This is a genomic window from Collinsella aerofaciens, from assembly GCF_041537385.1.
Taxonomy (GTDB): domain Bacteria; phylum Actinomycetota; class Coriobacteriia; order Coriobacteriales; family Coriobacteriaceae; genus Collinsella; species Collinsella aerofaciens_BV.
This window is the reverse complement of sequence record NZ_JBGORS010000001.1, coordinates 467,540-489,468: the sequence shown is the minus strand read 5'-3', so window position 1 is coordinate 489,468 and position 21,929 is coordinate 467,540. Positions and strand designations below refer to the sequence as shown.

Genomic DNA, 21,929 nt, shown 5'->3' with positions numbered 1-21,929 from the left:
GCCTTACGCCTCCTCAACGGGGTCGACGGACAGAATAAGCTCGCTGGCACCCATGTCGAGCGCCTGCTGAAGCACCTTTGCCGGCAGCGGGTAGCTTTCCATGACGCTCGGCTTAAACGCGCGAACCTTGCCGGCGAACAGTTCCTCGCCGTCGGCCAAGATTCTCACGCGGGCGGCATCGACCGGTCGGCGCACGCGGAAGTTGAGCTTGGTGAGCGCCACAGCCGTAATGCGTCCCGGCAGCGTGTATCCCGCAATGCCGGCAGGGGAGACGGTGAGCTCGCAGTCCGGAACGAGGCCCGCGCCGGTTTCCAGCGCGTACGCCGCTGCAGCTGCGCCAGCCCTCTCGGACTCAGCCGTCACATTGTCTGCCAGGTCGTGCACGTGCAGCACGTTGCCGCAGGCAAAGATGCCTGGTACGCCCGTCTGCAGGCTCTGGTCCACCACGGCGCCTCGCGTGCGCGGGTCAAGCTCCACGCCCGCGGCAACCGAAAGCTCGTTCTCGGGAATCAATCCCACCGAAAGTAGCAGTGTGTCGCACGGAACAACGCGCTCGGTCCCCGGAATGGGTGCCAGGCGCTCGTCGACTTGGCTCACCTCGACGGCCTCCACGCGGTCGTGCCCGAACACGCGCGTGACGGTGGTGGACAGATGTAGCGGAATGGCAAAGTCGTCCAGGCAGTTCTTCACATTGCGGCGCAGACCGTTGGCGTACGGCATAAGCTCGTACACACCCTCGACCGAAATTCCCTCGAGCGTGCAGCGACGTGCCATGATCAGCCCGATATCGCCCGAGCCCAAAATGACGGCGCGCGAGCCGGGTTTGAGGTTCTTGATATTGATGTATCGCTGCGCCAAGCCGGCCGTAAACACGCCGGCGGGACGACTGCCGGGGATCTTGATCTCGCTGCGGGTGCGCTCACGGCAACCCATGGCAAGGACGACTGCCCGTCCGGTGAGCTGCAGCATGCCGGCAGGGCTCATGAGCGTGACGGTGTGGACCGCGGTGTCTTCCGTAGGCTCGCCTGAATCAATCCCAATCACCATGCTGTTCAGGAACAGCGCAATGTCGGTTGCGCGCACCTGGTCGATAAAGCGCTGCGCGTACTCGGGACCGGTGAGCTCCTGCTTAAAGTGTGACAGCCCAAAGCCGGGGTGGATGCACTGGCGCAGGATGCCGCCCAGGTGCTGCTCGCGCTCCACGATGGCCACGCACGCTCCGGCCTTATGAGCGGCTAGCGCGGCCGCCATGCCGGCAGGTCCGCCGCCGATAACGACCACGTCGAAGGCTTGCGTTTGTACGGCTTCTACGACGCCGTAATCAATCGCGCTCGATCCGAATTCCGCCATCCTAGCGCACCCCCTTCAGCGGTCCCTCGACCAGCCAAGAACCTGAGTCCTCTAGCAGCACCTCGCTGGGGTCGCAGTCCAGCTCGCGGGCAAGGATCGCAACCACGCGGCTCTGGCAAAAGCCGCTTTGGCACCGACCCATGCCGGCACGACAACGGCGCTTGGCGCCCTCGACCGAAACCGCGCCCGGGCGGCGTCGAATCGCGGCCACGATCTCGGCCTCGGGCACCGTCTCGCAGCGGCAGACAATCTGGCCCCACGCGGGATCGGACTCAATGAGTTCTTCCTTGCGCGCCAGCGGTGCGCGGTCAAAGTCGTCCGGCGCGCGGCGAATTGGGTTCCAGTCCGCCCGCTCGTGCAGCTCCACGCCCGCCTCACGCATCACAAGCTCCATGCGCTCGGCAATGGCCGGCGCGCTTGCCACGCCCGGCGACTGAATGCCCGCCGCCTGGAACAGCCCCGGCACCACGGCCGACTGCCCAATAAAAAAGTCGTTCGTCCCCTTAATGACCGGACGCCCGCCGGCAAATGCACGCACCACGCGGCGCGTCTCCAGGTCGGGCACCAGCTTGCGCGCGCCGTTCAGGAGCGCGTTTACATCGCTCGCATAGGTCTGCGTGTCGCCCGGCTCGCGCACGGCGGCCGTCGCGGTAATCACGGTGTTGCCGTGTACGGTTCCCGTGACGATGACAACCTTCGATATCGGCGTCGGCACCGGGTAGAGCGGCATGAGCGTGCGCGGTTCCTTGTCCAGCACCACGATGTTGCCCTGACGCCAGACCATCTGAAACTCCTCGGCGCCCGCCATATGCGAGATGTCGGCGGCGCCGTTGCCCGCGGCGTTGATCAGATAGTGGCAGCGCACGTCTCCGGCGGGCGTCGCCAGCGTAAAGCGCGCGTCGTCGCCCGAGCCCGCAACTTCAATCGCTTCCACCGGCGCGGACCGCATAAACGTCACCCCGTTGGCCACGGCGTTCTCCAGCGCGGCGATGGCAACCTCAAACGGGTCGACAAAGCCCGTCGAGGGGCACCACAACGCGCACGTAGCGTCGGCACTGGCGCGCGGCTCTAATTCGTGGATGCGGTCGGGTCCGATGATCGACAGCTCGGGCACACCGTTGGCCAGGCCGTTGCACCGCAGCTGCTCAAGATGCGCGCGGTCCTCGTCGTTAAAGCCCAACACCATCGACCCGGTGCGGCGGAACAGAAAGCCCAGCTCCTGCGCCCACGTACCGTACAACTCGCAGCCACGGGCGTTGACCTGCGCCTTTACCGTGCCCGGCGCCGGGTCGTAGCCGGCGTGCACCAGGCCGCCATTGGCCTTCGACGCGCCCAGCGCAATATCGTTAGCCGCCTCGACCACGCAAATGGACAGGTCAAACCGCGCGAGCTGCCGCGCGATGGCGCACCCGGTGATGCCCGCGCCCACGATAGCGATATCAAACGTTTCTGTCACAGTGCCTCCCAGACGAGTTGACAGGCTGTCAATAAGACTATCCTACGGTCTACACATCCCCAGCGCGGCGGCAATGCGGCGAACAGCCCCGCAACACCCGCCAACGGCAGGCGAGGGGAGACCCAGCAACGTCGACAAGCTCGTCTGCCGACAGCTACGGCAACCGTTTGTCTCGACCTGTAACAGTTAGACGAGGATTTGGGTTCTAGATGTTACAGATCGAGACAAACCTTCCGGTGGATTTTGAATGTCTCGATCTGTAACAGTAAGAGGAGTTTTGCGGCCCAAGATGTTACAGATCGAGATTGAAGTCGGGGAGGGACCCCTGTGTCTCGATCTGTAACATCTAGACCCGAATTCCGCTCCCACCTGTTACAGATTGAGATGTTTGTGTCCGCGCCAGCCCCACCCCTAGCCGTGGTCCCATATAAACAAACCCCGTGGTAAACTTGACCGGACTGTTAATATCCCGAAAGGTACCCGTAATGTCCAAGTACATCTCCGAGCTCATGTCGCCGCAGCTTATGGGCGTCGTCTATGCCTTCGTTGGCTTTATCATCGCCCTGTACGTGCTGTCGGTCGTCTATGTGTTCATCGACGCTCGCCGCCGCGGCGCCAGCGCCTACGTGGCATGGGGCATCATCGCCCTCATCCCGTTTGTAGGCCTCATCGCCTACCTGGTCCTGCGCCCGCATTCCTACGCGTCCGACCGCGAGGAGCAGGAGCTGGACATGGCTCTGCGCGAGCGTCAGCTTGCCCAGTACGGCACCTGCCCGCAGTGCGGCGCGCCCATCGAGAAGGACTTCGTCGTCTGCCCGGTGTGCGATACCCAGGTTCGCAACGTGTGCCCCAGCTGCCATCGCCCGCTCGATGCGCACTGGAAGGTCTGCCCCTACTGCCGAACTCGCATCCAGTAACGCATCCATCGCCGGGCCGGCCGCAAGCCACGGGCACGCCGCAAGCCACGCGCGCCCCATACCCCGCCCACACGATGAAGCATGCGTAGAAAATCGCCCGCCGTGCCATTAAGGTGCGGCGGGCGCTTGTATACCAAGGCAACCTGCCTATAATGATGCAAGTTAAAACGCCGAGCGCATCGCACGCACTTGCATCAGGCATCCGAGAGGAGAAAACATACCCATGAAGGCACTCTACAATGACGGTTCGGTGGCCGAGCTCCCGCAGGACGAGGTCACGCACGTCATCCGCCACTCCGCCGCGCACATCATGGCGCAGGCCATCAAGCGCCTGTACCCCCAGGCCGACTTTGCCTACGGCCCCGCGACCGACAACGGCTTCTACTACGACGTCGACCTGCCCGAGGGCGTCAAGATCAGCGAGGACGACTTCCCCGCGATCGAGGCCGAGATGAAAAAGATCGTCAAGGAGAACCTCAAGTTCACCGTGTTCGAGAAGCCCCGCGCTGAGGCCATCGCCCTTATGGAGGAGCGCGGCGAGAAGTACAAGGTCGAGCACATCGGCGACCTGGACGACGACGCCCGCATCACCTTCTACCAGCAGGGCGACTACATCGACATGTGCGTCGGCCCCCACATCTGCTACACCAAGGCGCTGAAGGCCTTTAAGCTCACCGGCGTCTCGGGCGCCTACTGGAAGGGCGACAAGGACAACAAGATGCTCACCCGCATCAACGGCGTCGCCTTTGCCACCAAGGAAGAGCTCGACGAGCACATGCACATGCTCGAGGAGGCCAAGAAGCGCGACCACCGCAAGATCGGCCGCGAGATGGATCTCTTTATGATGCGCGACGAGGCCCCCGGCTTCCCGTTCTTCCTGCCCAATGGCATGATCCTTAAGAACACGCTGCTGGACTACTGGCGCGAGATCCACCACAAGGCCGGCTACGTGGAGATCTCTACGCCGCTCATCATGAACAAGCAGCTGTGGAAGACCTCGGGCCACTGGGACCACTACAAGGACAACATGTATTCCACCGTCATCGACGACGAAGAGTACTGCATTAAGCCCATGAACTGCCCGGGCGGCGTGCTGGTGTACGCCTCCAAGCCGCACTCCTATCGCGAGCTGCCCATTCGCGCCGGCGAGATTGGCCTGGTACACCGCCACGAGCTGCGCGGCGCCCTGCACGGTCTGTTCCGCGTGCGCTGCTTTAACCAGGACGACGCCCACCTGTTTGTGCGTCCCGACCAGCTGACCGACGAGATCGTGGGCGTGGTCAACCTCATCGACTCCGTGTACCAGAAGTTTGGCTTTAAGTACCACGTTGAGCTTTCCACCCGCCCCGAGGACTCTATGGGCTCGGACGAGGATTGGGCGCGTGCTGAGGAGGGCCTGCGTACCGCTCTGGAGAAGCTGGGCATGGACTACGAGGTCAACGAGGGCGACGGCGCCTTCTACGGCCCCAAGATCGACTTCCACCTGGAGGACTCGCTCGGCCGTACCTGGCAGTGCGGCACCGTCCAGCTCGACTTCCAGATGCCGCTCAACTTTGATCTGGAGTACGTGGACGCCGACGGCACCAAGAAGCGCCCCATCATGCTACACCGCGTATGCTTTGGCTCCATCGAGCGCTTCATCGGTATTCTGATTGAGCATTTTGCGGGCAAGTTCCCCACCTGGCTGGCTCCCGTGCAGGTCAAGGCACTTCCGGTTTCCGAGAAGAGCCGCGACTACGCCCACGAGGTGTGCGCCAAGCTGGAGGAGGCCGGCATTCGCGTGGTCTGCGACGACCGCGACGAGAAGATCGGCTACAAGATCCGCGAGGCTCGCAGCATCGACCGCGTGCCCTACATGCTCATCCTTGGCGAGAAGGAGGTCGAGGCCGGCAACATCTCCGTTCGCGATCGCTCCAATGAGACCGTTCAGATGAGCGTTGACGAGTTTGTTGCCAAGGTGCTCGAGGAGATCAAGACCCGCGCCTAAGGCAAACTTCACAACAATTAACAAAGGCGACCGTCCTCAAAGGGCGGTCGCCTTTTTTCATGCCCAAATAAGAAAAGCCGCTGGTTAAGCGGCTTTTTTTGTTGCACAAAAAGGTACAGGTTTTTATAGAGGGGTATGGAGATGTACCTACTAGCAGTACATTTTGCGTAATCTGGGCAAACGCTGATTAATTGCTCGTATAATGTCGTCTGTCGAAAGATACAAAAACCTGTACTTTTGCGACTGCGCCTAGCTGTGAGCGAGAAGCCTGTTCTAAACGCCCCTGCATTTGCGTGCATCGCAAAGCCAAAAGATGGGGCGAGAACATGGAGCAGACGGCACGGTGCCAAGAGCAGCTGCCGGGCGCATTTAACGGCGCCATCACCAACAGCCAGCACGGCCGAGTCCGCTGGTATCTGGTCCACACCCCCAATGGAAAAGAGCGCGAGATCTGCGAAAAGGTCCGCCGCATTATCCCGCACGAGCTGATGCAGGACGCTTTTGTAATGCAAAAGGAGTTCTGGTTTAAGCGGGACGGCGCCTGGTCGCTCCAAACCAAACCCATGTACAAGGAATACTTCTTCGTCGCCACGCGCGATGCCGCTGCGCTCGATAGGGCTTTGGCTCAGTTGAGCTTTGGCTGCCGCATCGCCGGCAGTAGGGAGCGGGCGTACATGCCCATGCCGGACGATGCGCAGGACTGGTACCGCAGTGTGCTCGACGACGACGGCGTGGTGCGCAACAGCGTGGCGCGCATAGAAGACGGCGTGTTGCACATAGAGCAGGGTCCCTTGGTGGGGCAAGAGGCCCGCGTGAAGAAGATCGACCGTCATAAGCGCTGGTGCCTGGTGGACGTGGGCGATGGCGACTCCACATTTAGGGAGCTACTACCGCTCGACGTTCCCAGCAAAACGTAAGGGAGACGTTGCATCAGCTATTTGTTCGCATTTCTTGAATTTACCGATTGGGGGATCCCTGGGGAATGGGGACGTAAGTTTGACTGTGGCTGCTAAGGAAATGACAGAGAGCAATGCGCCCGTGGTGGCGTCGCTAACCTTTCAGAAGATACAACCGAGCGGTACGCTGGCTTACCGTTTTTTGAAGAGGCTGTTTGATTTTGTTTTTAGCCTTTGCGTGAGCGTGGTGCTGGTAATTCCAGTGGCCATTGTCTGTGCGTTCATCTGTCTGGAATCGCCCGGAAACCCGCTGTACGCACAGGAGCGCGTCGGCAAGGGCGGTAAGACTATCAAGATTCTTAAGCTTCGCAGCATGGTCGTCGACGCTGGCAATGTACAGAAGTATCTGAGCCCCGAGCAGCTACATCAGTGGGAAGTCGAGCGCAAGGTCGACGATGATCCACGTATTACCAAAGTCGGTCAGATCATCCGCAAGTGCTCCATCGATGAGATGCCTCAGTTTCTCAATGTGCTGAACGGCGATCTTTCAGTCATTGGCCCCCGTCCCATTACAAGGGATGAGCTTGAGCAGCATTTTTCGGATGAAGAAAAGGCTGAACTGCTCTCAGTTCAGCCTGGAATTACTGGACTTTGGCAAGCGACTGATCGCAATGAAGCGACCTTTGAGAGTGGTCTGAGGCAAAAGATAGAACTTCGCTACGTTCAGAATCGCTGCTTCCGTATGGACTGGAAATGCTTCGCTGGCACTTTTGGTGCCATGTTTGGAAAACGTAAAAGTGGAAGGTAGACAATTGTCTTCACAGAAGGATATTACGGTTGCTGTTGCAGCTCATAAGCCGTATTGCATGCCGAATGATAAGTGTTATCTCCCTCTTCACGTTGGGGCAGATTTGCATCCGGAAGTTTGTTTGGACATGCAGCAGGATAACCTGGGGGATAATATCTCTCAAAAAAACGCTTCTTATTCTGAGCTTACTGGGATGTACTGGCTTTGGAAGAATTGTAGTTCCCTTTATAAGGGCTTGGTACACTACAGGCGGCATTTTAAAACCATTGATCCGTCAAAGGCAAAATCCAAAAATCCTTTTGATCTAATTGCGGGTAGCGAGGATTTTAAGGAAGTATTTGACTCAACAAATTCACAGGTAATCGTTCCCAAAGCTCGTAACTATTATATCGATACCGTTGAGGCGCACTATCGTCATACTCTTCCGGGTGAACAGCTAGATGCAACGCGAGCGGCACTTAATTGTTATTGCCCCAAATATATTCCCGCCTTCGAACGTGAAATGTCTGGCACCAAAGCTCATATGTTTAACATGTTCGTTGCTGAAGGCGTTGTATTTAACGCTTATTGCGAGTGGCTCTTCTTTGTGCTCGAGAAAATAGAAAGTTCTTTGGATTCAACAGAATACGATGCGTTCAATGCTCGATGGCCTGGTCGCATCAGCGAGATGTTACTAGATACCTGGTTGTCGACAAATGACATCAAGTTGGCAGAAATGCCTACCATCAGCCCGGAACCAGTTGACTGGATTGCTAAGGGTAGCGGTTTTTTGGCAGCCAAGTTTTTTGGCAAAAAATATAAACGTAGTTTTTAGGTCGGATAATTAATAATGGGTTTATCAACTTTTGAATTGTTTAAACATATAAAGAACACAAGCTCAACAATCGAGCTGACGGGAGATTCACTCTGCTCGCTTCAAAATGTTCTTAAAATGATGCTTCAAGATTTTCAGGTTGCTGCAAATAAAGCTGAAGCTCGATGGACCTTAAGTGGCGGCACCTGCCTCGGGTCTCTTCGCCATCATGGATTTATTCCATGGGACGATGATATTGACATTAATTTGATTCATGATGATTTGACAAAGTTTGTTGATGCCATCAATTCTTTATTCCCAGGTAAATACACCATTCAAATTCCTGGTTTGACCGATGGTTATGATTTGGGCTTTGCGAGAATGCGTCTTAACGGAACCATTGTCCGAAACAGAGATGATATCGGTCTTCCTAGTTCGAGTTGCGGTGCTTATATCGATATTTTTCTACTCGAAAGTGTTCCAGATAATTTTATTTGCCGCGGAATTCATGGCTTTGTATCTATGGCTCTGGGGTTCTGCTATTCGTGTCGTCGCTTTGAGGCGCATGCAGATTTATATAACTCTTTGGTTGCCGGCAACGAATCTGCCTTAAAAGTCTTTAAGCGTAAGGAAATGATCGGGAAGTTGTTTTCTTTCTACACCCCTGAAAAATGGGTGGCGCTTTGGAATCGATGGAATTCCAAGTATCGCAATAGTAGCAGTAAGTACATTTCAATACCGACTGGACGCAAACACTATTTTGGTGAGCTATATAGTCGCGATGCATTTTTTCCAACAGAGCCGGGTGAGTTTGAAGGACTTCTGCTTCCAGTGCCCAATGATTTCAAGGTTTATATGGAAGCGCTTTATGGGCCCGATTACATGACGCCACCGCCATTAGAGGACCGAGAAGTACATGTTGTCTATGAGTTTGATTTAGGAAAGTACTCAAATATCGAGAGTGAGGATTTGTAAAAATGAACGTTGCAATTGTAATCGCTGGCGGCGTCGGTTCTCGTATGGGCCAGCAAATCCCCAAACAGTTTATTAATGTGCGCGATAAGCCTGTTTTAATATATACACTTGAGGCATTCCAGGCGCATCCGCAGGTCGAGGCTATTGAAGTTGTTTGTATCGATGGCTGGGAAGACATTCTCAAAGCATATGCAAAGCAGTTCGGTATTTCTAAATTAAAATGGGTTGTTAAAGGTGGAAAGACTGGTCAGGAGTCTATTCGCAATGGCGTATATGGGCTCGAGGGAATTCTGTCTAATGATGACATTGCTATTATTCACGATGGCGTGAGACCGATGTTGGATTCGGACGTGATTACCGACGTGATTCGTGTTTGCCAAAAATATGGTAATGCTGTTACAAGCTTGCCTTATAACGAACAAATATTTGTTGTTAATCAAGACGATGAATCAACTACCGACAAATTTATTCCGAGAGAGACTCTTCGTCGTGTTTCTACTCCGCAGGCATATCGCTACGGTAATTTATTGAAATCCTATAAGAAGGCTTTTGCTGAGGGTATTGGTATTTACGATTCGCATTACACCAATACGATGATGGTTGAGCTTGGCGAAACTCTACATTTTGCTGCTGGTTCGGATAAGAATATTAAGCTAACTACCCCTGAGAACCTCGACACTTTCCGCGCTTATTTAGCCACTTCAGGATGTAGGGATTAAAAGTAGGGTATTTCTAATGAATAGACTCGAATCTAACATATACATCTCAGAGCTAGATTCAATTTGTAGCCAAGATCTCCCATGGGAAAAACTTGCAGGGAAGACCCTTTCTCTTTCTGGCGCTACTGGAATGATAGGCTCATTTCTCATAGACGTTATTATGAGGAAAAATAGAATTAATCACCTTGGTTGTCGCATCCTTGCTATCGGTAGAAGTGAGGAGAAAGCTCGTGCCAGGTTGCCTTATTTTGATAATGCTTTATTTAAATTTGAGGAGATGGATATTACCGAAAGAGGGGTAATGCCGTCAGGTCCTTCAGATTTTGTTATCCACCTTGCTAGCTCTACGCATCCACGTCAATATGCGAGTAACCCTGTCGGCACTATTTGCTCAAATGTTGACGGACTTCATAATTTGCTTGAGTATTCCTCAGAACACGGTGCAAGATTGCTTTTCGCCTCTTCTGTTGAGGTGTATGGAGAAAACCGTGGAGATGTTGAACGATTTGACGAGGAGTATTGTGGATATATTGACTGCAATACTCTTCGCGCCTGCTATACAGAGTCGAAACGTCTTGGCGAGACTATGTGCCAGGCTTACCGTTCACAGAAATCTGTTGAAACTGTTATTGCTCGCATAGCCCGAGTATACGGACCAACTCTACTTCCCGATGATTCTAAGGCGCTCTCTCAGTTTATGCATAAGGCGCTTTGTCACCAAAATGTGGTACTTAAGAGTAGTGGAACTCAACACTTTTCATATTTACATGTTGCAGATGCTGTTTCCGGATTGCTTTACGCGCTGCTACTTGGTGTAGATGGCGAAGCATATAACCTTGCTGACCCTTCTTCGGATGTCACCTTACGTGATCTGGCAATGATGGTTGCTTCAGCTGGAAACGTTGAAGTTGTTTTTGATTTGCCAGATGCTGAGGAAGCAGCAGGGTACTCAAAAGCTTCGATTGCGCTCATGGACGGTAGCAAAATGAGAGAACTTGGATGGATTCCATTTAAGGGAATAAAAGATGGTGTGGCTGAGACGCTTTCCGTTCTCCAAAACTTGGAGGCGGAATGAGGAGCGCAAAGCTCGATATACAATCTAATCTAAATGGAGATGACAAAGATCCTCTTGTTTCGATTGTTGTTCCCGTCTTTAACGCCCCGGTTAAAGCGCTTGAGAGATGCCTCTTGTCGTTATTTAATCAAAGTTACTCCAATGTTGAATTCATCATCGTTGATGATGGAAGCGATGATGAGTGTTTAACCGTTGAGCAGAGACTTGTATCGGGGGAGGCTCGTGCGCGAATTGTTAAGGGAGGCCATAAAGGCGTATCACACGCTAGAAACATCGGAATCCGCGAAGCTCAGGGTGAATGGGTTGCTTTCTCTGATTCTGATGATGAATTGAATCCTTCGTTTATTAATCAGGCTCTCCAGATTGCATTGGGAGAGAATGTAGATCTTGTCTGTGGTGGAGTCGCCCATCTATTTTTCGGTGATTCTCCGACCGACTGCTGCGATGCATGCGACTATTGCATCCTTGATGAGTCTCGTGAATTGATGGCAGCAAAATTTCAAATGCTTGGACATGCGAAGTATTGCTTCGACTCTTTGCCTGATTTTAATGGTCGTGGACCTGTTGCAAAGCTTTATCGTGCTGATATTCTTGAGACCCTGCGTTTTGAAGAGGATATTCCTATCGGCGAAGATACGCTCTTTAATTACAGGTTTATTGAAAAATGCAAAACGATGGCAATTGCTTCTAATGTCTGGTATTGGTATTACCAATACCAAGGGTCTGCTGTTCATTCGATTGAGGTTGACCCATGGGAGCGCTCCATTAAGGGAATCATGTCAACATGTTCTTTAGAAGATGAACAGGTGTCATTTATTTCACGATGCGCTTTTTTAACTGCCCAGGGTATTGAGACTTTTGTTCGAAACTCAGGTCTGATTGGGGCAAAAAAATCGAGCGTGCGGCTTCTTTCCTTTGCTTCCGATCAAGGGTGTTTTTCTGAGCATTGTTTCGAAGGTTACTGTCTTTCTCTCTGGCTTCAAGTATTCACGATTCTTTGTAAAAAAGGTTTCTTTACCTTTGCCTATCTATTTTGGGGATTAAGAACTGTGGTCAAAGACCACCTAGCGGGGAAAGTTCTAATTGATAAGGACACGCATTAATGAGTGATATTGGAATAAATGGAAAAACAGGCAATGCTGCCTCCGTTATTGGATGCATGAGCATAGGGGAGTTTGTATTCTACCTCGCTTACGCCTTGTATTTTTTCAGCTGTATTCTCGATCGAACGACATTCGTTGAATTTCTCTTTATTCCGGTTTCACTTTTGTCAAATATTCTCAGCCTGGCAATTCTTTGCCTTTTGATTTTTAAATTTATTCTTCAAAAGGCTTCTGTAAATGGCTGGCTAATGGCAGCACTTGTCGTTCTTGTTGGCTTTGTTTCATGGAGGAATTCGCAGGAAGGATGGTTATTTTGGCTTGCTCTCTTTATTGTCTGCTCTGAGGGCGTCGAATTGAATAAACTTGCGATTATTTCACTTGTCCTGTCGATCATGATCCTAGTCATTGCGCCATTGTTTGCTGTCTCGGGTATTATTGAAAATCTAATTCTAATTCGCTCAGGTATTGCTCGTCAGTCGTTGGGCTTTACTCACCCTAATATTTTCGGCATGTATGTTATTCTCGCGTGCACATCAATTTCTGTTCTGCGATTTGGAAAAACCCCTTTGTTCCAATCAATGCTGCTTATATCTGCTGCCATTCTTATTTTGGTTGTGTCGGATTCAAGATCAACAGCAATTCTTGCTGTTTTCCAAGTTTTACTATTGCTTGTTTTCTACAAAGTGGAAAACAAACGTTTAAGAAGAATCATTTCGATAGGTTTTGTTATCGCCGTTGTTTTGATTGTTTTCATTAGCTTTTATTTTATGGTTAACTATAACCCAGCTCGCTCAATAGATTCAGTTTTGAATAACCTTTTATCGGGAAGATTGAGATTGGCTCATGGCTATTATCAGATGAAGGGCCTCTCGCTATTTGGTACAAATTATATTGATAGTCCTGTAATCTATTGGGAAAATGGAAAACCGTATCATTTCGTCGTTGATAACGCGTACTGCCATTTGATTTTGCGTTACGGTATTATTCCGTCTGCCTTATTTATATTTGGACTATTTTCACTTTTGATTAAAATGGTTCGCCAAAATCAATGGGACTCACTCTTGTTCGGTATTGTTTTAATGTCGGTATACGGTCTTACCGAAACTTTGGGTGTTCGCATCGAATGTAATTATTTTCTTTTTGCGATCGGATCCGAGCTTCTCTTTTCTCTATCCAAAATCGATAAGAGGGAAGTCGGTTTTCAAAAATATGCTGGAGTGCCACATGAGTAGTATCGTGACGCGAAAAACCGATGTGATATGGAATTACATTGGGACAATAGTTTCGATGGCAAGTGGTTTCATCCTTCTTCCGTTGCTTATGCGCTTTCTCTCTGATGAGGAATTGGGACTTTGGTATGTTTACATTGCTCTCTCTAATTTTGCCATGCTCTTTGAGTTTGGTTTCAATCCAACCTTTGCTCGAAATATCGTATATGTGGTGAGCGGTGCCCGTCGTCTTTCCGTTAAAGGGTGTGATAAAGAGTCAGTTGAAGATGGTATTGATTGGCATCTTTTGAATACGGTAATTAAGGCTTCCAAGGTTATATACGCGATTCTTGCTGTCGTTGTGTTGCTTCTGCTTGCCACGGCTGGCTCGGTATATATTTTCTACGTTGCTTCTAATATGAATTTCGCTGATGTTTGGCTTTCATGGGCTCTCTTCTGTTTTTCTATATTTCTCAATCTCTATTTTCTTTGGTCGATCACGGTATTAAGAGGATATGGGGATATTGCCGGAGAAAATAAGGCGGTCGTAATTGGTAGAGTAAGTCAGCTCTTTATTAGTGGCGTAATGCTCGTTGCGGGCTTTGGGCTTGTTGGCGCATCCATTGGGTTTCTTATGAATGCTGTACTTCTTAGGGTTTCCGCTTTGATTATACTAAGTAAACATCGAGAGATTGAAGAGGGCCGGCGTTTGGATAAGCTGCCGGTTAACTTCTCTTCAATTCAGGAGATTTTTTCTACCATTTTCCATGTCGCATGGCGTGATGGCTTGGTTCAGCTTTCTCTTTATGCTTCCACTCAAGCCATGAGTATTTTGAGTTCTATCTTTCTCGGACTATCTGAGACTGGTACTTATTCCATTCTCCTGCAGTTCGCTAATGCAATTTACAATTTTGCATCTACGTATCCAAAGTCTTTTTATCCTGCTATGCAGTCAGCTTATGCGGAGGGTGAATCTGGTAAACAGAGGAAATTTGTATCGTCTGGGATTGTAGGTTATTGGATTCTCTTTATTCTTGGCACTGCTGGTGTCTGTGTTGTTATTTTTCCTCTCTTACCATTATTCAAGCCTGGCATTGATATTGACTATGCTTTGTTTCTTGTAATGTGTTTATATGTCGGGCTTCTTCAGCAGCATTCTATTTTTTGCAATTACATTATCAGCATGAACGAGATTCCTTATATGTGGGGATATATTATTGCATCTATTTTTGGCTGCGTTCTTGTTTGTCTGTTTTCTGGTTCTTTTGGCTTGGGGGCTTGGGGTATTATATTAGGTCAGGCAATTTCTCAGTTAGCCTATAATAATTGGAAATGGCCCGTGTACCTATGTAAGAAACTGGGAAGCTCTTATCGAGAGGTTGTTATAGAGGGCGTTCAATTGTGGATTGCTAAATTTGTTAGCCGTTTTACTCGATTGCGGGCATGACGAAACTCTATTAGACTCAGTTCGGCTTTTGTCATCTTCATATTTTATTTCACTCCATTTGCATGAATGGGTTTGGGCATCGGCGAAAGTCGGTGCCCCACTTTTGTAGAACAGAAACGTTGACGCAACTGTTGTAAATAATGGGGATGCAGATCTGTTGTAGCATCCCCATAAATTAATTTTTATTGATTGACGCGTTGACTCTCAAATGGTTAACTACGCCTCCGTGGGCTCCACGCCCAGCTCGTTGCGGACGAGCTCGAAGGCCGCGGCGATGGCCTTGTCCATGTCGTAGTACTTGTAACCGCCCAGGCGACCGGCAAAGACCACGTCGCCCTCCTGCGTAGCCAGCTCCTCGTACTGCCTGTAGAGGGCCTCGTTCTTGGCATCATTGATGGGGTAGTAGGGCTCGTCGCCGGGCTTCCAGTCCGCCGGGTACTCGCGCGTGATGACGGTCTTATCCTGCGTGCCGAACTCAAAGTGCTTGTGCTCGATGATGCGGGTGTAGGGGATCTCGCGCTCGGTGTAATTGACCACGGCCACGCCCTGGTGGTCCTGCTCGTCGAGCGTCTCGGTCTCAAAGCGCAGGCTGCGGTACTCGAGCGTGCCCAGCTTGAAGTCGTAGAACGCGTCGATGGGGCCGCAGTAGATCGTCTTGGCGGCGATGCCGGGCTCGGCGGCGACCAGCTCCTTGTACTCCACGCCGCAGCGCACCTCGACGCCCTCGAGCATGTTGGCGACCATCTTGGTGTAGCCGCCCATGGGGATGCCCTGGTAGCGGTCGTTGAAGTAGTTGTTGTCGTAGGTGAAGCGGCAGGGGAGGCGCTTGATGATGCTCGCGGGCAGGTCGCGGCAGTCGCGGCCCCACTGCTTCTCGGTATAGCCCTTCACGAGCGTCTCGAAGATGTCGCGGCCGACGAGCGACAGCGCCTGCTCCTCGAGGTTTGCCGGCTCTCCGATGTTCTCGGCGGCCACCTGCTCGGCGATCTTGGCCTTGGCGTCTGCCGGCGTGACGACGCCCGGCCACATCTTGGCGAAGGTGTTCATGTTGAAGGGCATGTTGTACATGCTGCCGTGGAAGTTTGCGACCGGCGAGTTGACGTAGTTGTTGAACTCGGCGAAGCGGTTGACGTAGTCCCAGACGTCCCTCATGGAGGTGTGGAAGATATGCGCGCCGTAGCGGTGGACCTGGATGCCCTCGACGTCCTCGGTGTAGACGTTGCCGGCGATGTGATCGCGGCGGTCGATGACCAGGACCGACTTGCCGGCGCGCTTGGCGGCGTTGGCGAAGACGGCGCCCGAGAGGCCGGCGCCGACGACGAGGTAATCGTACTGGGACATGGATAAGCTCCTTTTGATTTGGTGTTGGGTGGTGTTGCGGAACAAGCGCAGCAGGTTGAGTTGTGCTGGTGAATTAGTTCCAATTAGCAGTGTAGCAGATAAGGCAGAAAATAATTCAATTTGAGGCTGTGTACGATTGCTGTATGGGGCCTCAAATCGCTATTGTCAGCCACTCCTGGGCGGGGGTGCCGTTGGGCTCGTAGAGCCAAACCTCGTTGCCCTCGTCCGTGCCGCGGCCGCGGTCGTCGAGCGCCAGCCCCGAGGCGGACGTCACCGCGTGGCCGCCTCCGCTGGCCGAGACGCGCCACAGCTGCGAGGCCGACCCGTCGGGGGAGGCCAGGACGGCCTGGTCGCCCGACTCGGTCAGCAGCATGCCGCCCGAGTAGATCCTGTACAGGCCCGTGGCCGCGTCGCGCTCGAAGGAGAGGGAGCCGGCGCGGGCCGACAGGGAGCAGCCGGAGGCGGAGGCCGAGACGGCCATCCCCCCGTCGAGGGAGGACGCGACTCGGTAGCGGCCGTCGTCAATGACCCTTTCCAAAGCTGCTATTTTGTATTCAGCTTTCAGGTCGTACTTAGCGCTCCATTTGTTGTTCGATTCCTTGGTGACGTTTGATGTCACGCTAAGCCCAACTTTGGCATCGTCGGTCTTCCGCTCTCTCTGATTCATCGCATAAGCAACAATCCCGTTCTGAATCCTCGAGATGCTCGGCGGGAAGGACTGGTTGTCGGCATCGATTGAAAAGTTCTCTTCTTTGGCATCCAGGTGCTGCTGAATGCGGTCGGCATACTTCTCGGCCCATTCATCGGCCTTGCCGTTTCGCACAAAGTAATTGTTGGACAGGTCGGTTGAGCGATAGGCATAGCTGCCCTTTTGGTAGTTTGCCGCATGGTCGGAGTGGGCGATTGCCATGAGCTCGTCTGTCAGGCCAAAGTACAGATGGCGCTGGTCCAGGTCTCCGTACCAGTTGTCGCTAGTGTCGTCCCAGGTTAGGTCCATCTGGCACCATTTGCCGTCGATCTTTACGGCGTTCCAGGTGTGACCGTTTCCGGTGATGTGGCCGTTGGCGATGCCCGCTGCGTTAAGGAGCTTGGAGTAGATGCGCTGGTAGCTCTCGCAGGTGCCCTGGTGGCGCGTGAGGCCGCTTTCGGCCGAGCACCAGTTGAGGTTGTGGTCGTACTCAAGCTGGTCGAGCGTCCAGTCGTGGAGCCACAGCGCCATGTCGTATTCCGAGCCGTTTGTCTCTTGCCTGCACTGGGTCACGGCGTTGTTGACGATCTGCGTGACGCTTGGGTGGGCGGCGTCGTTTACGGTCACCTCCGCCGTGGTGCGCAGGTAGTAGACCCCCTTGTCGTTTTGGGGGTCGTTTCCGTCGTGGTCCATAAAGTAGAAGTGGATGCGGTACGTGCCCGATGCCGTGAAGTCAAAGGTGAAGTCGTGGCCTGTGGTGCCCAGGTTGTAGTAGCTGGCCCATGCCGGGCGCGACGCGTCGCAGACGCTTTCCTGGCTACCGCCGTCCCAATAGGTGGGCACGTCCATGCGCGCCTTGGCCTGGGACGAGCCGTTGGTCTGGGTTACGTGGAAGGTCGTCGCGGTGCCCGCGGGGGCGTCGTTCCACGAAACGGTGAAGGTGACGCCGTTTTGGGTTGCCGTGGCGGAGTGGGCGTAGCCGGTTTGTGACGTGACGGAGATTGCGGCGGGCGTGGGGTTTGCTTGGGTGCGGAGGGATGGGGTGGGGGCTGTGGTGGCCGTGCCGGTTGCGGCGGCGGTGTCGTCGGCGCTTTCCGTGTTGACGGCGCTGGTGCCAGTGGATGTTGCGGTGCTGTCCTCTACGGTATCTGCTGTCGTATTTGCGTTGGTGCCGTCTTCAGCCTTGCCTGTGTCGCTGTTCGTGGCGTCGGCTTGCGCCTGCTGCTCGGCTGTTTCTTGAGGCCGAATCGCCTCCGCAATGGCTGCCATAGGCATCGTCGCGCCGACCATGGACGTGCACGCGATCGCGCAGAGCAGGTAGTAAAGGGGTCGTTTCATAGCGGAGCCTCTCGGTGAGCAGCCAATAGGGTCCGAAGGCAGCTCCAGGCCAGCACTCCGCACATATTTAGTTGGGGATTATTTTACGGGAACCCCAATCAACATCAGCGAACTTTCTGGGGAATGTTGGGGAGGGGGAGGGAGCGGGCCTGTTTTAGTCCTCGACGGCGCTCTGACCCGAGCTGGGTTGACTACACGCGATGCGGCAGCTTCAACATGAGGCCGTCTTCCGCTTCTTCGAGACTCGGCACTGAGGCCTTTCAGGAAAAGTCAGCGAGGCTGCTGCCTAGTTTATTGCGGCTTACGACCGGGCAATAAGCAGGCGTCTCAACATGTTGGTCAAGCAAAATCTTTTGTTAATTTCGAACAGGTATTCGATGTGGATGACTTTGTACCGGGCGAAAGCGATTGAGTCTAATTATGTTTTCATGCAGGTCAAGGGTGCTGTCTACAAGGGGATGAGCTGACTCGTAATTTCGCGTGAATAAGTTCCGCATTATTTTAGCTGCGTTTACCTGTTAAAACACAACATCTTGTGCTCATCATCAAAAAAGAAAACAGGATATGGAACTGGCGAAGGGCTACAATTGAAACAACGAGAAGCGTCGTTTCCCCATTACAACCTAATTGTTCGGAAGGAGTCGGATGGAATAGTTGTCAAAATCGAGGCCATATTGATGGTCCATTAAATTTCTTTAGGGGCGTGTGCGCTTATTGGTCAACAGCAGTATGCGCCCCCGTTTGTTCAAATCATTTCCAAATAGCTCTTCTTCAAGAACCTGACACTTGCGTGGCGGGGTGGGTTAGTTTGTAAAAAATGCGAAGGATGGCTTTTGGATTCTTGGAGGTGCGTAATTATTGGCCAATAACTATCTAGATGATTTGCTTGGAAAAATCTCTGCTTACGATCTGTTCAATGTGCTCTTACCGGGTGCACTCGTAACATATTCCGTCAGTCAGATGCCGTTGGGCAGTTGTATCGACTGCTCTAACTGGCTGGCACTATTTGTGATGAGTTATGTTCTCGGTCTTATTGCGTCGCGGATTGGCTCTCTTTGCATTGAACCGTTGGTCCGCAAACTACAACCGACCGGAAAGCGGGACTATTCTGCCTTTGCATATGCTCAGAAACGCGATCCAAAGGTCGAGCAGCTCTTAATGATTTCAAATATGTATCGCAGCCTGGCGGGGGCCGGTGTCCTGCTCGTAATTATTCTGCTTGCATCATTGTTGCCGGAATCTCATCGGCTTCCAGCGGCGCTGTGCTCTTTTATCGCCTTATTTGTTGCCTCCTGGATCAAGCAGGAACGGTATGTAGAAAAACGAATCAACTTCAATCTTGAGGAGTGTGATAACCATGAGCGAGATTAAGTCTCTGTCCGTTGATAACGGCGACATGTTTTATATCAATCACAATACTGATAACTTCAGCATGATTGACTGTAATATTACCGATGAGCGTAAGTCGGAAATCCTTGATGAGGTCAAAAACCTTGCAGGGAAAAAGGGCGTCGTTCGTTTTATCAGTACGCATCCGGACCAAGATCATATTCAGGGTATTGAGTATCTTGATGAGCTCGGGCTTATTAAAAATTTCTATTACGTTGACAATAATGTCTCCAAGTCCACGGAGACTGAGAGTTTCAAAAAGTATAAAGATCTGAAGGAGTCGTCGTGCGCTTACAAAATATACAAGGGGTGTAAGCGCAAATGGATGAACGTTTCTGATGGTGAGCGCGGTTCTGCTGGGATTAGCGTCCTCTGGCCCGATGTGAATAATGAGACCTTCCGGGATGCTTTGCGGGATGCCGAAAGCTCTGATAAACCCAATAATATTAGTCCTGCGATTGTCTACTCTCTTGATGAAGGGGTCCGTGCGCTTTGGCTTGGTGACATGGAGAATGACTACATGGAGGCGATCGAAGATGACATTGCGCTTTCGCCTGTGGACATTCTTTTTGCGCCGCATCATGGACGGAAGTCCGGTCGCGTTCCTAAGACATGGCTGGATAAGCTGGACCCTCGGTTGATCGTTGTGGGAAAAGCTCCGTCAGACGAGCTTGAGTATTACTCGAATTACAACACTCTGACACAGAACAGCGCTGGCGATATTTTGTTCTGTTGCGAGGCCGGTAAGACTCACGTTTACGTTGGATCTCCTTCTTACAGCGTCAATTTCTTAGACCGAGACCCTAATGCTTCGGTTGTGAAGGGTTCGCTGTATTATTTGGGCTCTTTTGATTGCGGTGATCGCTAGTCCTGCTGTTGCCTCGTTCAATCATGGCCTGTCTGTGCTTTTGCCTTACAGGCCATGATACGACCTTCAGTCTCCTTGAGATAGTGTAGAATGTCGTCCTGATATACAAAAGCTTTTTGGGAGCTTTAAGGGTGACGCTTTCTGTTGGAGAGTGTCGCCCTTTTTTCATGCATGTAATGCGACGTGTTAGCTGAACGCCATTCCGGCAATGGGATGGTCGAGTAAGGGCGGTTTGCACCTTGCGCTTGCTTTCATTGATGTAGCAAGCACTTGATTTAGCATACTTAAAGTCTATAATCAAAGAAAAACTCTGATATACCTTTTCAAAACAATGAAAGGAATGTTGAGTAACATGCTTTGCCAGTTCACCTTTAAGAACTATCGGTCCTATCGCGACGAGGCGGAGCTTTCCATGCAGGCGACGCCGATGAAGGAGTTTGAGCGTTCCCTCATAGAGTGTTCTGACGGGCAGAGTTTCCTTCCGGTGGCTGCGGTGTACGGGCCCAATGCCGGCGGCAAGTCTAATCTGCTCGAGGCTCTTGACTACGTTCGTTCGGCGGTGGCCAGACCAATTAGATTGCTGTCTGCCGGCTCTGATGCGCCAGAGGGTGATCGCCCTTTGATAGCCCGTTGTTCGGCGTTTGAGTTCGATGACGTGTCTGCTGCCGAGCCCACCGAGTTCGAGCTCTATTACCGCGCGGGTGAGCATGAGTACCGCTATGTTCTGTCTGTACACGCCGATGAGATCGTGTCCGAAGGGCTGTGGCGGCGTAAATTGGGAGCGTCGCGTACGGCGATGCTGTTCGAGCGCGAGGATACAAAGGTTGAACTCGGCCCCACACTGCGTAAGCTTGTGACGGCTGCGAGGTTCAACCCGAGCCTGCCGTACCTATCGTTCCTTTGCATCAACTTCGATGCGCCGGTGGTCCAGGAGGCGGCCAGCTGGTTTCTCGACACTGTGTTTCTCAACTACAACAGTTCCTACCTGGAGCGGATGCTCGAGCAAATGCTCGACGAGGGCGACTCGCGCGAGGTCACGCGTTTTTTGCGCGCCGTTGATGTGCGTATTGATGGCTTCAGAGTGGAGAGGGCGCCGGAGTGGCGCGGCCAGCGCGTCTTCGTGAGGCACAAGGTAAGCGGCAAGGCGTACGAGCTGCGTTTATCCGAGGAATCTGCCGGAACCCAGAAGCTCATGGGGTTGGCTGCGTATCTGATGACAGCGCTTGGGCGTGGTGGCACCGTTGTGGTAGACGAGCTCGACGCCAAACTGCACCCGAAACTTCTTCGCTATGTGATTCTGCTGTTTAAGGATCCTGAGGTCAACAAGAGTGGCGCGCAGCTCATCTTCTCGTCCCAGGATGTGTCAACCATGCGAAACGATGTGTTCCGCCGTGACGAGATATGGTTCGCTGCGCGCGGCGAGGGGGAGGCGAGTCAACTGTGGTCTCTCGCCGACATCCACGAGGCAAACGGTAACCTGGTAAGCAAGAACGCGGCTTTCGACAAGCAATACCTGTCCGGTCGCTACGGCGCCGATCCGTACCTCACCCGCATCGAGGAGTGGTATTAGC

At 52.7% G+C, this 21,929-nt stretch carries 18 protein-coding genes; 14 read left to right on the top strand and 4 right to left on the bottom strand.

The features are described 5' to 3' along the window. Positions 1–3: 3 nt before the first annotated feature. Both ACEG18_RS02220 and ACEG18_RS02215 read right to left on the bottom strand, forming a co-directional pair. Positions 4–1,350, bottom strand: a complete 1,347-nt coding sequence (locus ACEG18_RS02220; RefSeq protein WP_372541086.1) for an NAD(P)/FAD-dependent oxidoreductase — start codon at positions 1,348–1,350, stop codon at positions 4–6. Between the two features lies 1 nt (position 1,351). After that, positions 1,352–2,806 carry an NAD(P)/FAD-dependent oxidoreductase gene (locus ACEG18_RS02215; RefSeq protein ID WP_372541085.1) on the bottom strand — a complete coding sequence of 485 codons (1,455 nt, stop codon included), beginning with the start codon at positions 2,804–2,806 and terminating at the stop codon, positions 1,352–1,354. A gap of 485 nt (positions 2,807–3,291) precedes the next feature. Between ACEG18_RS02215 and ACEG18_RS02210 the strand changes: the two genes are divergently transcribed. From ACEG18_RS02210 to wzx, 11 genes are all read left to right on the top strand, one after another. Then, positions 3,292–3,723 (top strand): double zinc ribbon domain-containing protein, encoded by a 432-nt coding sequence (locus tag ACEG18_RS02210; RefSeq protein WP_055251579.1) that lies wholly within the window; start codon positions 3,292–3,294, stop codon positions 3,721–3,723. 223 nt (positions 3,724–3,946) lie between these two features. Next, complete coding sequence (gene thrS / locus ACEG18_RS02205; RefSeq protein WP_117564580.1) at positions 3,947–5,710, top strand: threonine--tRNA ligase; 1,764 nt, start codon at positions 3,947–3,949, stop codon at positions 5,708–5,710. Between the two features lie 326 nt (positions 5,711–6,036). Next, positions 6,037–6,627, top strand: coding sequence for a hypothetical protein (locus ACEG18_RS02200; protein ID WP_372541084.1), 591 nt, complete (start codon positions 6,037–6,039; stop codon positions 6,625–6,627). A 100-nt stretch (positions 6,628–6,727) separates the two neighbouring features. Further along, positions 6,728–7,414, top strand: coding sequence for a sugar transferase (locus tag ACEG18_RS02195; protein ID WP_372541083.1), 687 nt, complete (start codon positions 6,728–6,730; stop codon positions 7,412–7,414). A 4-nt stretch (positions 7,415–7,418) separates the two neighbouring features. Further along, positions 7,419–8,228, top strand: coding sequence for a DUF4422 domain-containing protein (locus tag ACEG18_RS02190; RefSeq protein WP_372541082.1), 810 nt, complete (start codon positions 7,419–7,421; stop codon positions 8,226–8,228). 15 nt (positions 8,229–8,243) lie between these two features. After that, positions 8,244–9,182 carry a LicD family protein gene (locus ACEG18_RS02185; protein ID WP_372541081.1) on the top strand — a complete coding sequence of 313 codons (939 nt, stop codon included), beginning with the start codon at positions 8,244–8,246 and terminating at the stop codon, positions 9,180–9,182. Between the two features lie 2 nt (positions 9,183–9,184). Beyond that, a complete protein-coding gene (locus tag ACEG18_RS02180; RefSeq protein WP_372541080.1) occupies positions 9,185–9,901 on the top strand; it encodes an IspD/TarI family cytidylyltransferase in 717 nt (238 codons plus the stop codon). Between the two features lie 16 nt (positions 9,902–9,917). Further along, positions 9,918–10,976: an NAD-dependent epimerase/dehydratase family protein gene (locus ACEG18_RS02175; protein ID WP_372541079.1), complete on the top strand. Its 1,059-nt coding sequence runs from the start codon at positions 9,918–9,920 to the stop codon at positions 10,974–10,976. Next, positions 10,973–12,079 (top strand): glycosyltransferase family 2 protein, encoded by a 1,107-nt coding sequence (locus tag ACEG18_RS02170; protein ID WP_372541078.1) that lies wholly within the window; start codon positions 10,973–10,975, stop codon positions 12,077–12,079. The genes ACEG18_RS02175 and ACEG18_RS02170 overlap by 4 nt, the downstream gene beginning before the upstream one ends. Then, positions 12,079–13,311: an O-antigen ligase family protein gene (locus ACEG18_RS02165; RefSeq protein ID WP_372541077.1), complete on the top strand. Its 1,233-nt coding sequence runs from the start codon at positions 12,079–12,081 to the stop codon at positions 13,309–13,311. Before ACEG18_RS02170 ends, ACEG18_RS02165 begins: the two co-directional genes overlap by 1 nt. Then, positions 13,304–14,734, top strand: coding sequence for an O-unit flippase-like protein (wzx, locus tag ACEG18_RS02160; RefSeq protein ID WP_372541076.1), 1,431 nt, complete (start codon positions 13,304–13,306; stop codon positions 14,732–14,734). The genes ACEG18_RS02165 and wzx overlap by 8 nt, the downstream gene beginning before the upstream one ends. Positions 14,735–14,950: 216 nt before the next feature. Here wzx and glf read toward each other — a convergent pair whose 3' ends face one another. Continuing rightward, positions 14,951–16,075 (bottom strand): UDP-galactopyranose mutase, encoded by a 1,125-nt coding sequence (glf, locus tag ACEG18_RS02155; protein WP_372541075.1) that lies wholly within the window; start codon positions 16,073–16,075, stop codon positions 14,951–14,953. 151 nt (positions 16,076–16,226) lie between these two features. Continuing rightward, positions 16,227–18,101, bottom strand: coding sequence for a transglutaminase domain-containing protein (locus ACEG18_RS02150; RefSeq protein WP_372541074.1), 1,875 nt, complete (start codon positions 18,099–18,101; stop codon positions 16,227–16,229). An 858-nt stretch (positions 18,102–18,959) separates the two neighbouring features. Here ACEG18_RS02150 and ACEG18_RS02145 point away from each other — a divergent pair. The 3 genes from ACEG18_RS02145 to ACEG18_RS02135 all read left to right on the top strand — a co-directional run bounded on the left by ACEG18_RS02145 (position 18,960) and on the right by ACEG18_RS02135 (position 21,928). Next, positions 18,960–19,472: a hypothetical protein gene (locus ACEG18_RS02145; RefSeq protein WP_117776309.1), complete on the top strand. Its 513-nt coding sequence runs from the start codon at positions 18,960–18,962 to the stop codon at positions 19,470–19,472. After that, positions 19,459–20,358, top strand: coding sequence for a ComEC/Rec2 family competence protein (locus tag ACEG18_RS02140; protein WP_196031795.1), 900 nt, complete (start codon positions 19,459–19,461; stop codon positions 20,356–20,358). The genes ACEG18_RS02145 and ACEG18_RS02140 overlap by 14 nt, the downstream gene beginning before the upstream one ends. 352 nt (positions 20,359–20,710) lie before the next feature. Beyond that, positions 20,711–21,928: an AAA family ATPase gene (locus ACEG18_RS02135; protein ID WP_372541073.1), complete on the top strand. Its 1,218-nt coding sequence runs from the start codon at positions 20,711–20,713 to the stop codon at positions 21,926–21,928. The last annotated feature ends 1 nt before the right edge of the window (position 21,929 follow it).

Coding starts and splice junctions, on each gene's coding strand:
- ACEG18_RS02220 (WP_372541086.1), bottom strand. CDS start 1,350: ATGGCGGAATTCGGATCGAGCGCGATTGATTACGGCGTCGTAGAAGCC.
- ACEG18_RS02210 (WP_055251579.1), top strand. CDS start 3,292: ATGTCCAAGTACATCTCCGAGCTCATGTCGCCGCAGCTTATGGGCGTC.
- thrS (WP_117564580.1), top strand. CDS start 3,947: ATGAAGGCACTCTACAATGACGGTTCGGTGGCCGAGCTCCCGCAGGAC.
- ACEG18_RS02200 (WP_372541084.1), top strand. CDS start 6,037: ATGGAGCAGACGGCACGGTGCCAAGAGCAGCTGCCGGGCGCATTTAAC.
- ACEG18_RS02195 (WP_372541083.1), top strand. CDS start 6,728: ATGACAGAGAGCAATGCGCCCGTGGTGGCGTCGCTAACCTTTCAGAAG.
- ACEG18_RS02185 (WP_372541081.1), top strand. CDS start 8,244: ATGGGTTTATCAACTTTTGAATTGTTTAAACATATAAAGAACACAAGC.
- ACEG18_RS02180 (WP_372541080.1), top strand. CDS start 9,185: ATGAACGTTGCAATTGTAATCGCTGGCGGCGTCGGTTCTCGTATGGGC.
- ACEG18_RS02175 (WP_372541079.1), top strand. CDS start 9,918: ATGAATAGACTCGAATCTAACATATACATCTCAGAGCTAGATTCAATT.
- ACEG18_RS02170 (WP_372541078.1), top strand. CDS start 10,973: ATGAGGAGCGCAAAGCTCGATATACAATCTAATCTAAATGGAGATGAC.
- ACEG18_RS02165 (WP_372541077.1), top strand. CDS start 12,079: ATGAGTGATATTGGAATAAATGGAAAAACAGGCAATGCTGCCTCCGTT.
- wzx (WP_372541076.1), top strand. CDS start 13,304: ATGAGTAGTATCGTGACGCGAAAAACCGATGTGATATGGAATTACATT.
- glf (WP_372541075.1), bottom strand. CDS start 16,075: ATGTCCCAGTACGATTACCTCGTCGTCGGCGCCGGCCTCTCGGGCGCC.
- ACEG18_RS02150 (WP_372541074.1), bottom strand. CDS start 18,101: ATGAAACGACCCCTTTACTACCTGCTCTGCGCGATCGCGTGCACGTCC.
- ACEG18_RS02140 (WP_196031795.1), top strand. CDS start 19,459: ATGAGCGAGATTAAGTCTCTGTCCGTTGATAACGGCGACATGTTTTAT.
- ACEG18_RS02135 (WP_372541073.1), top strand. CDS start 20,711: ATGCTTTGCCAGTTCACCTTTAAGAACTATCGGTCCTATCGCGACGAG.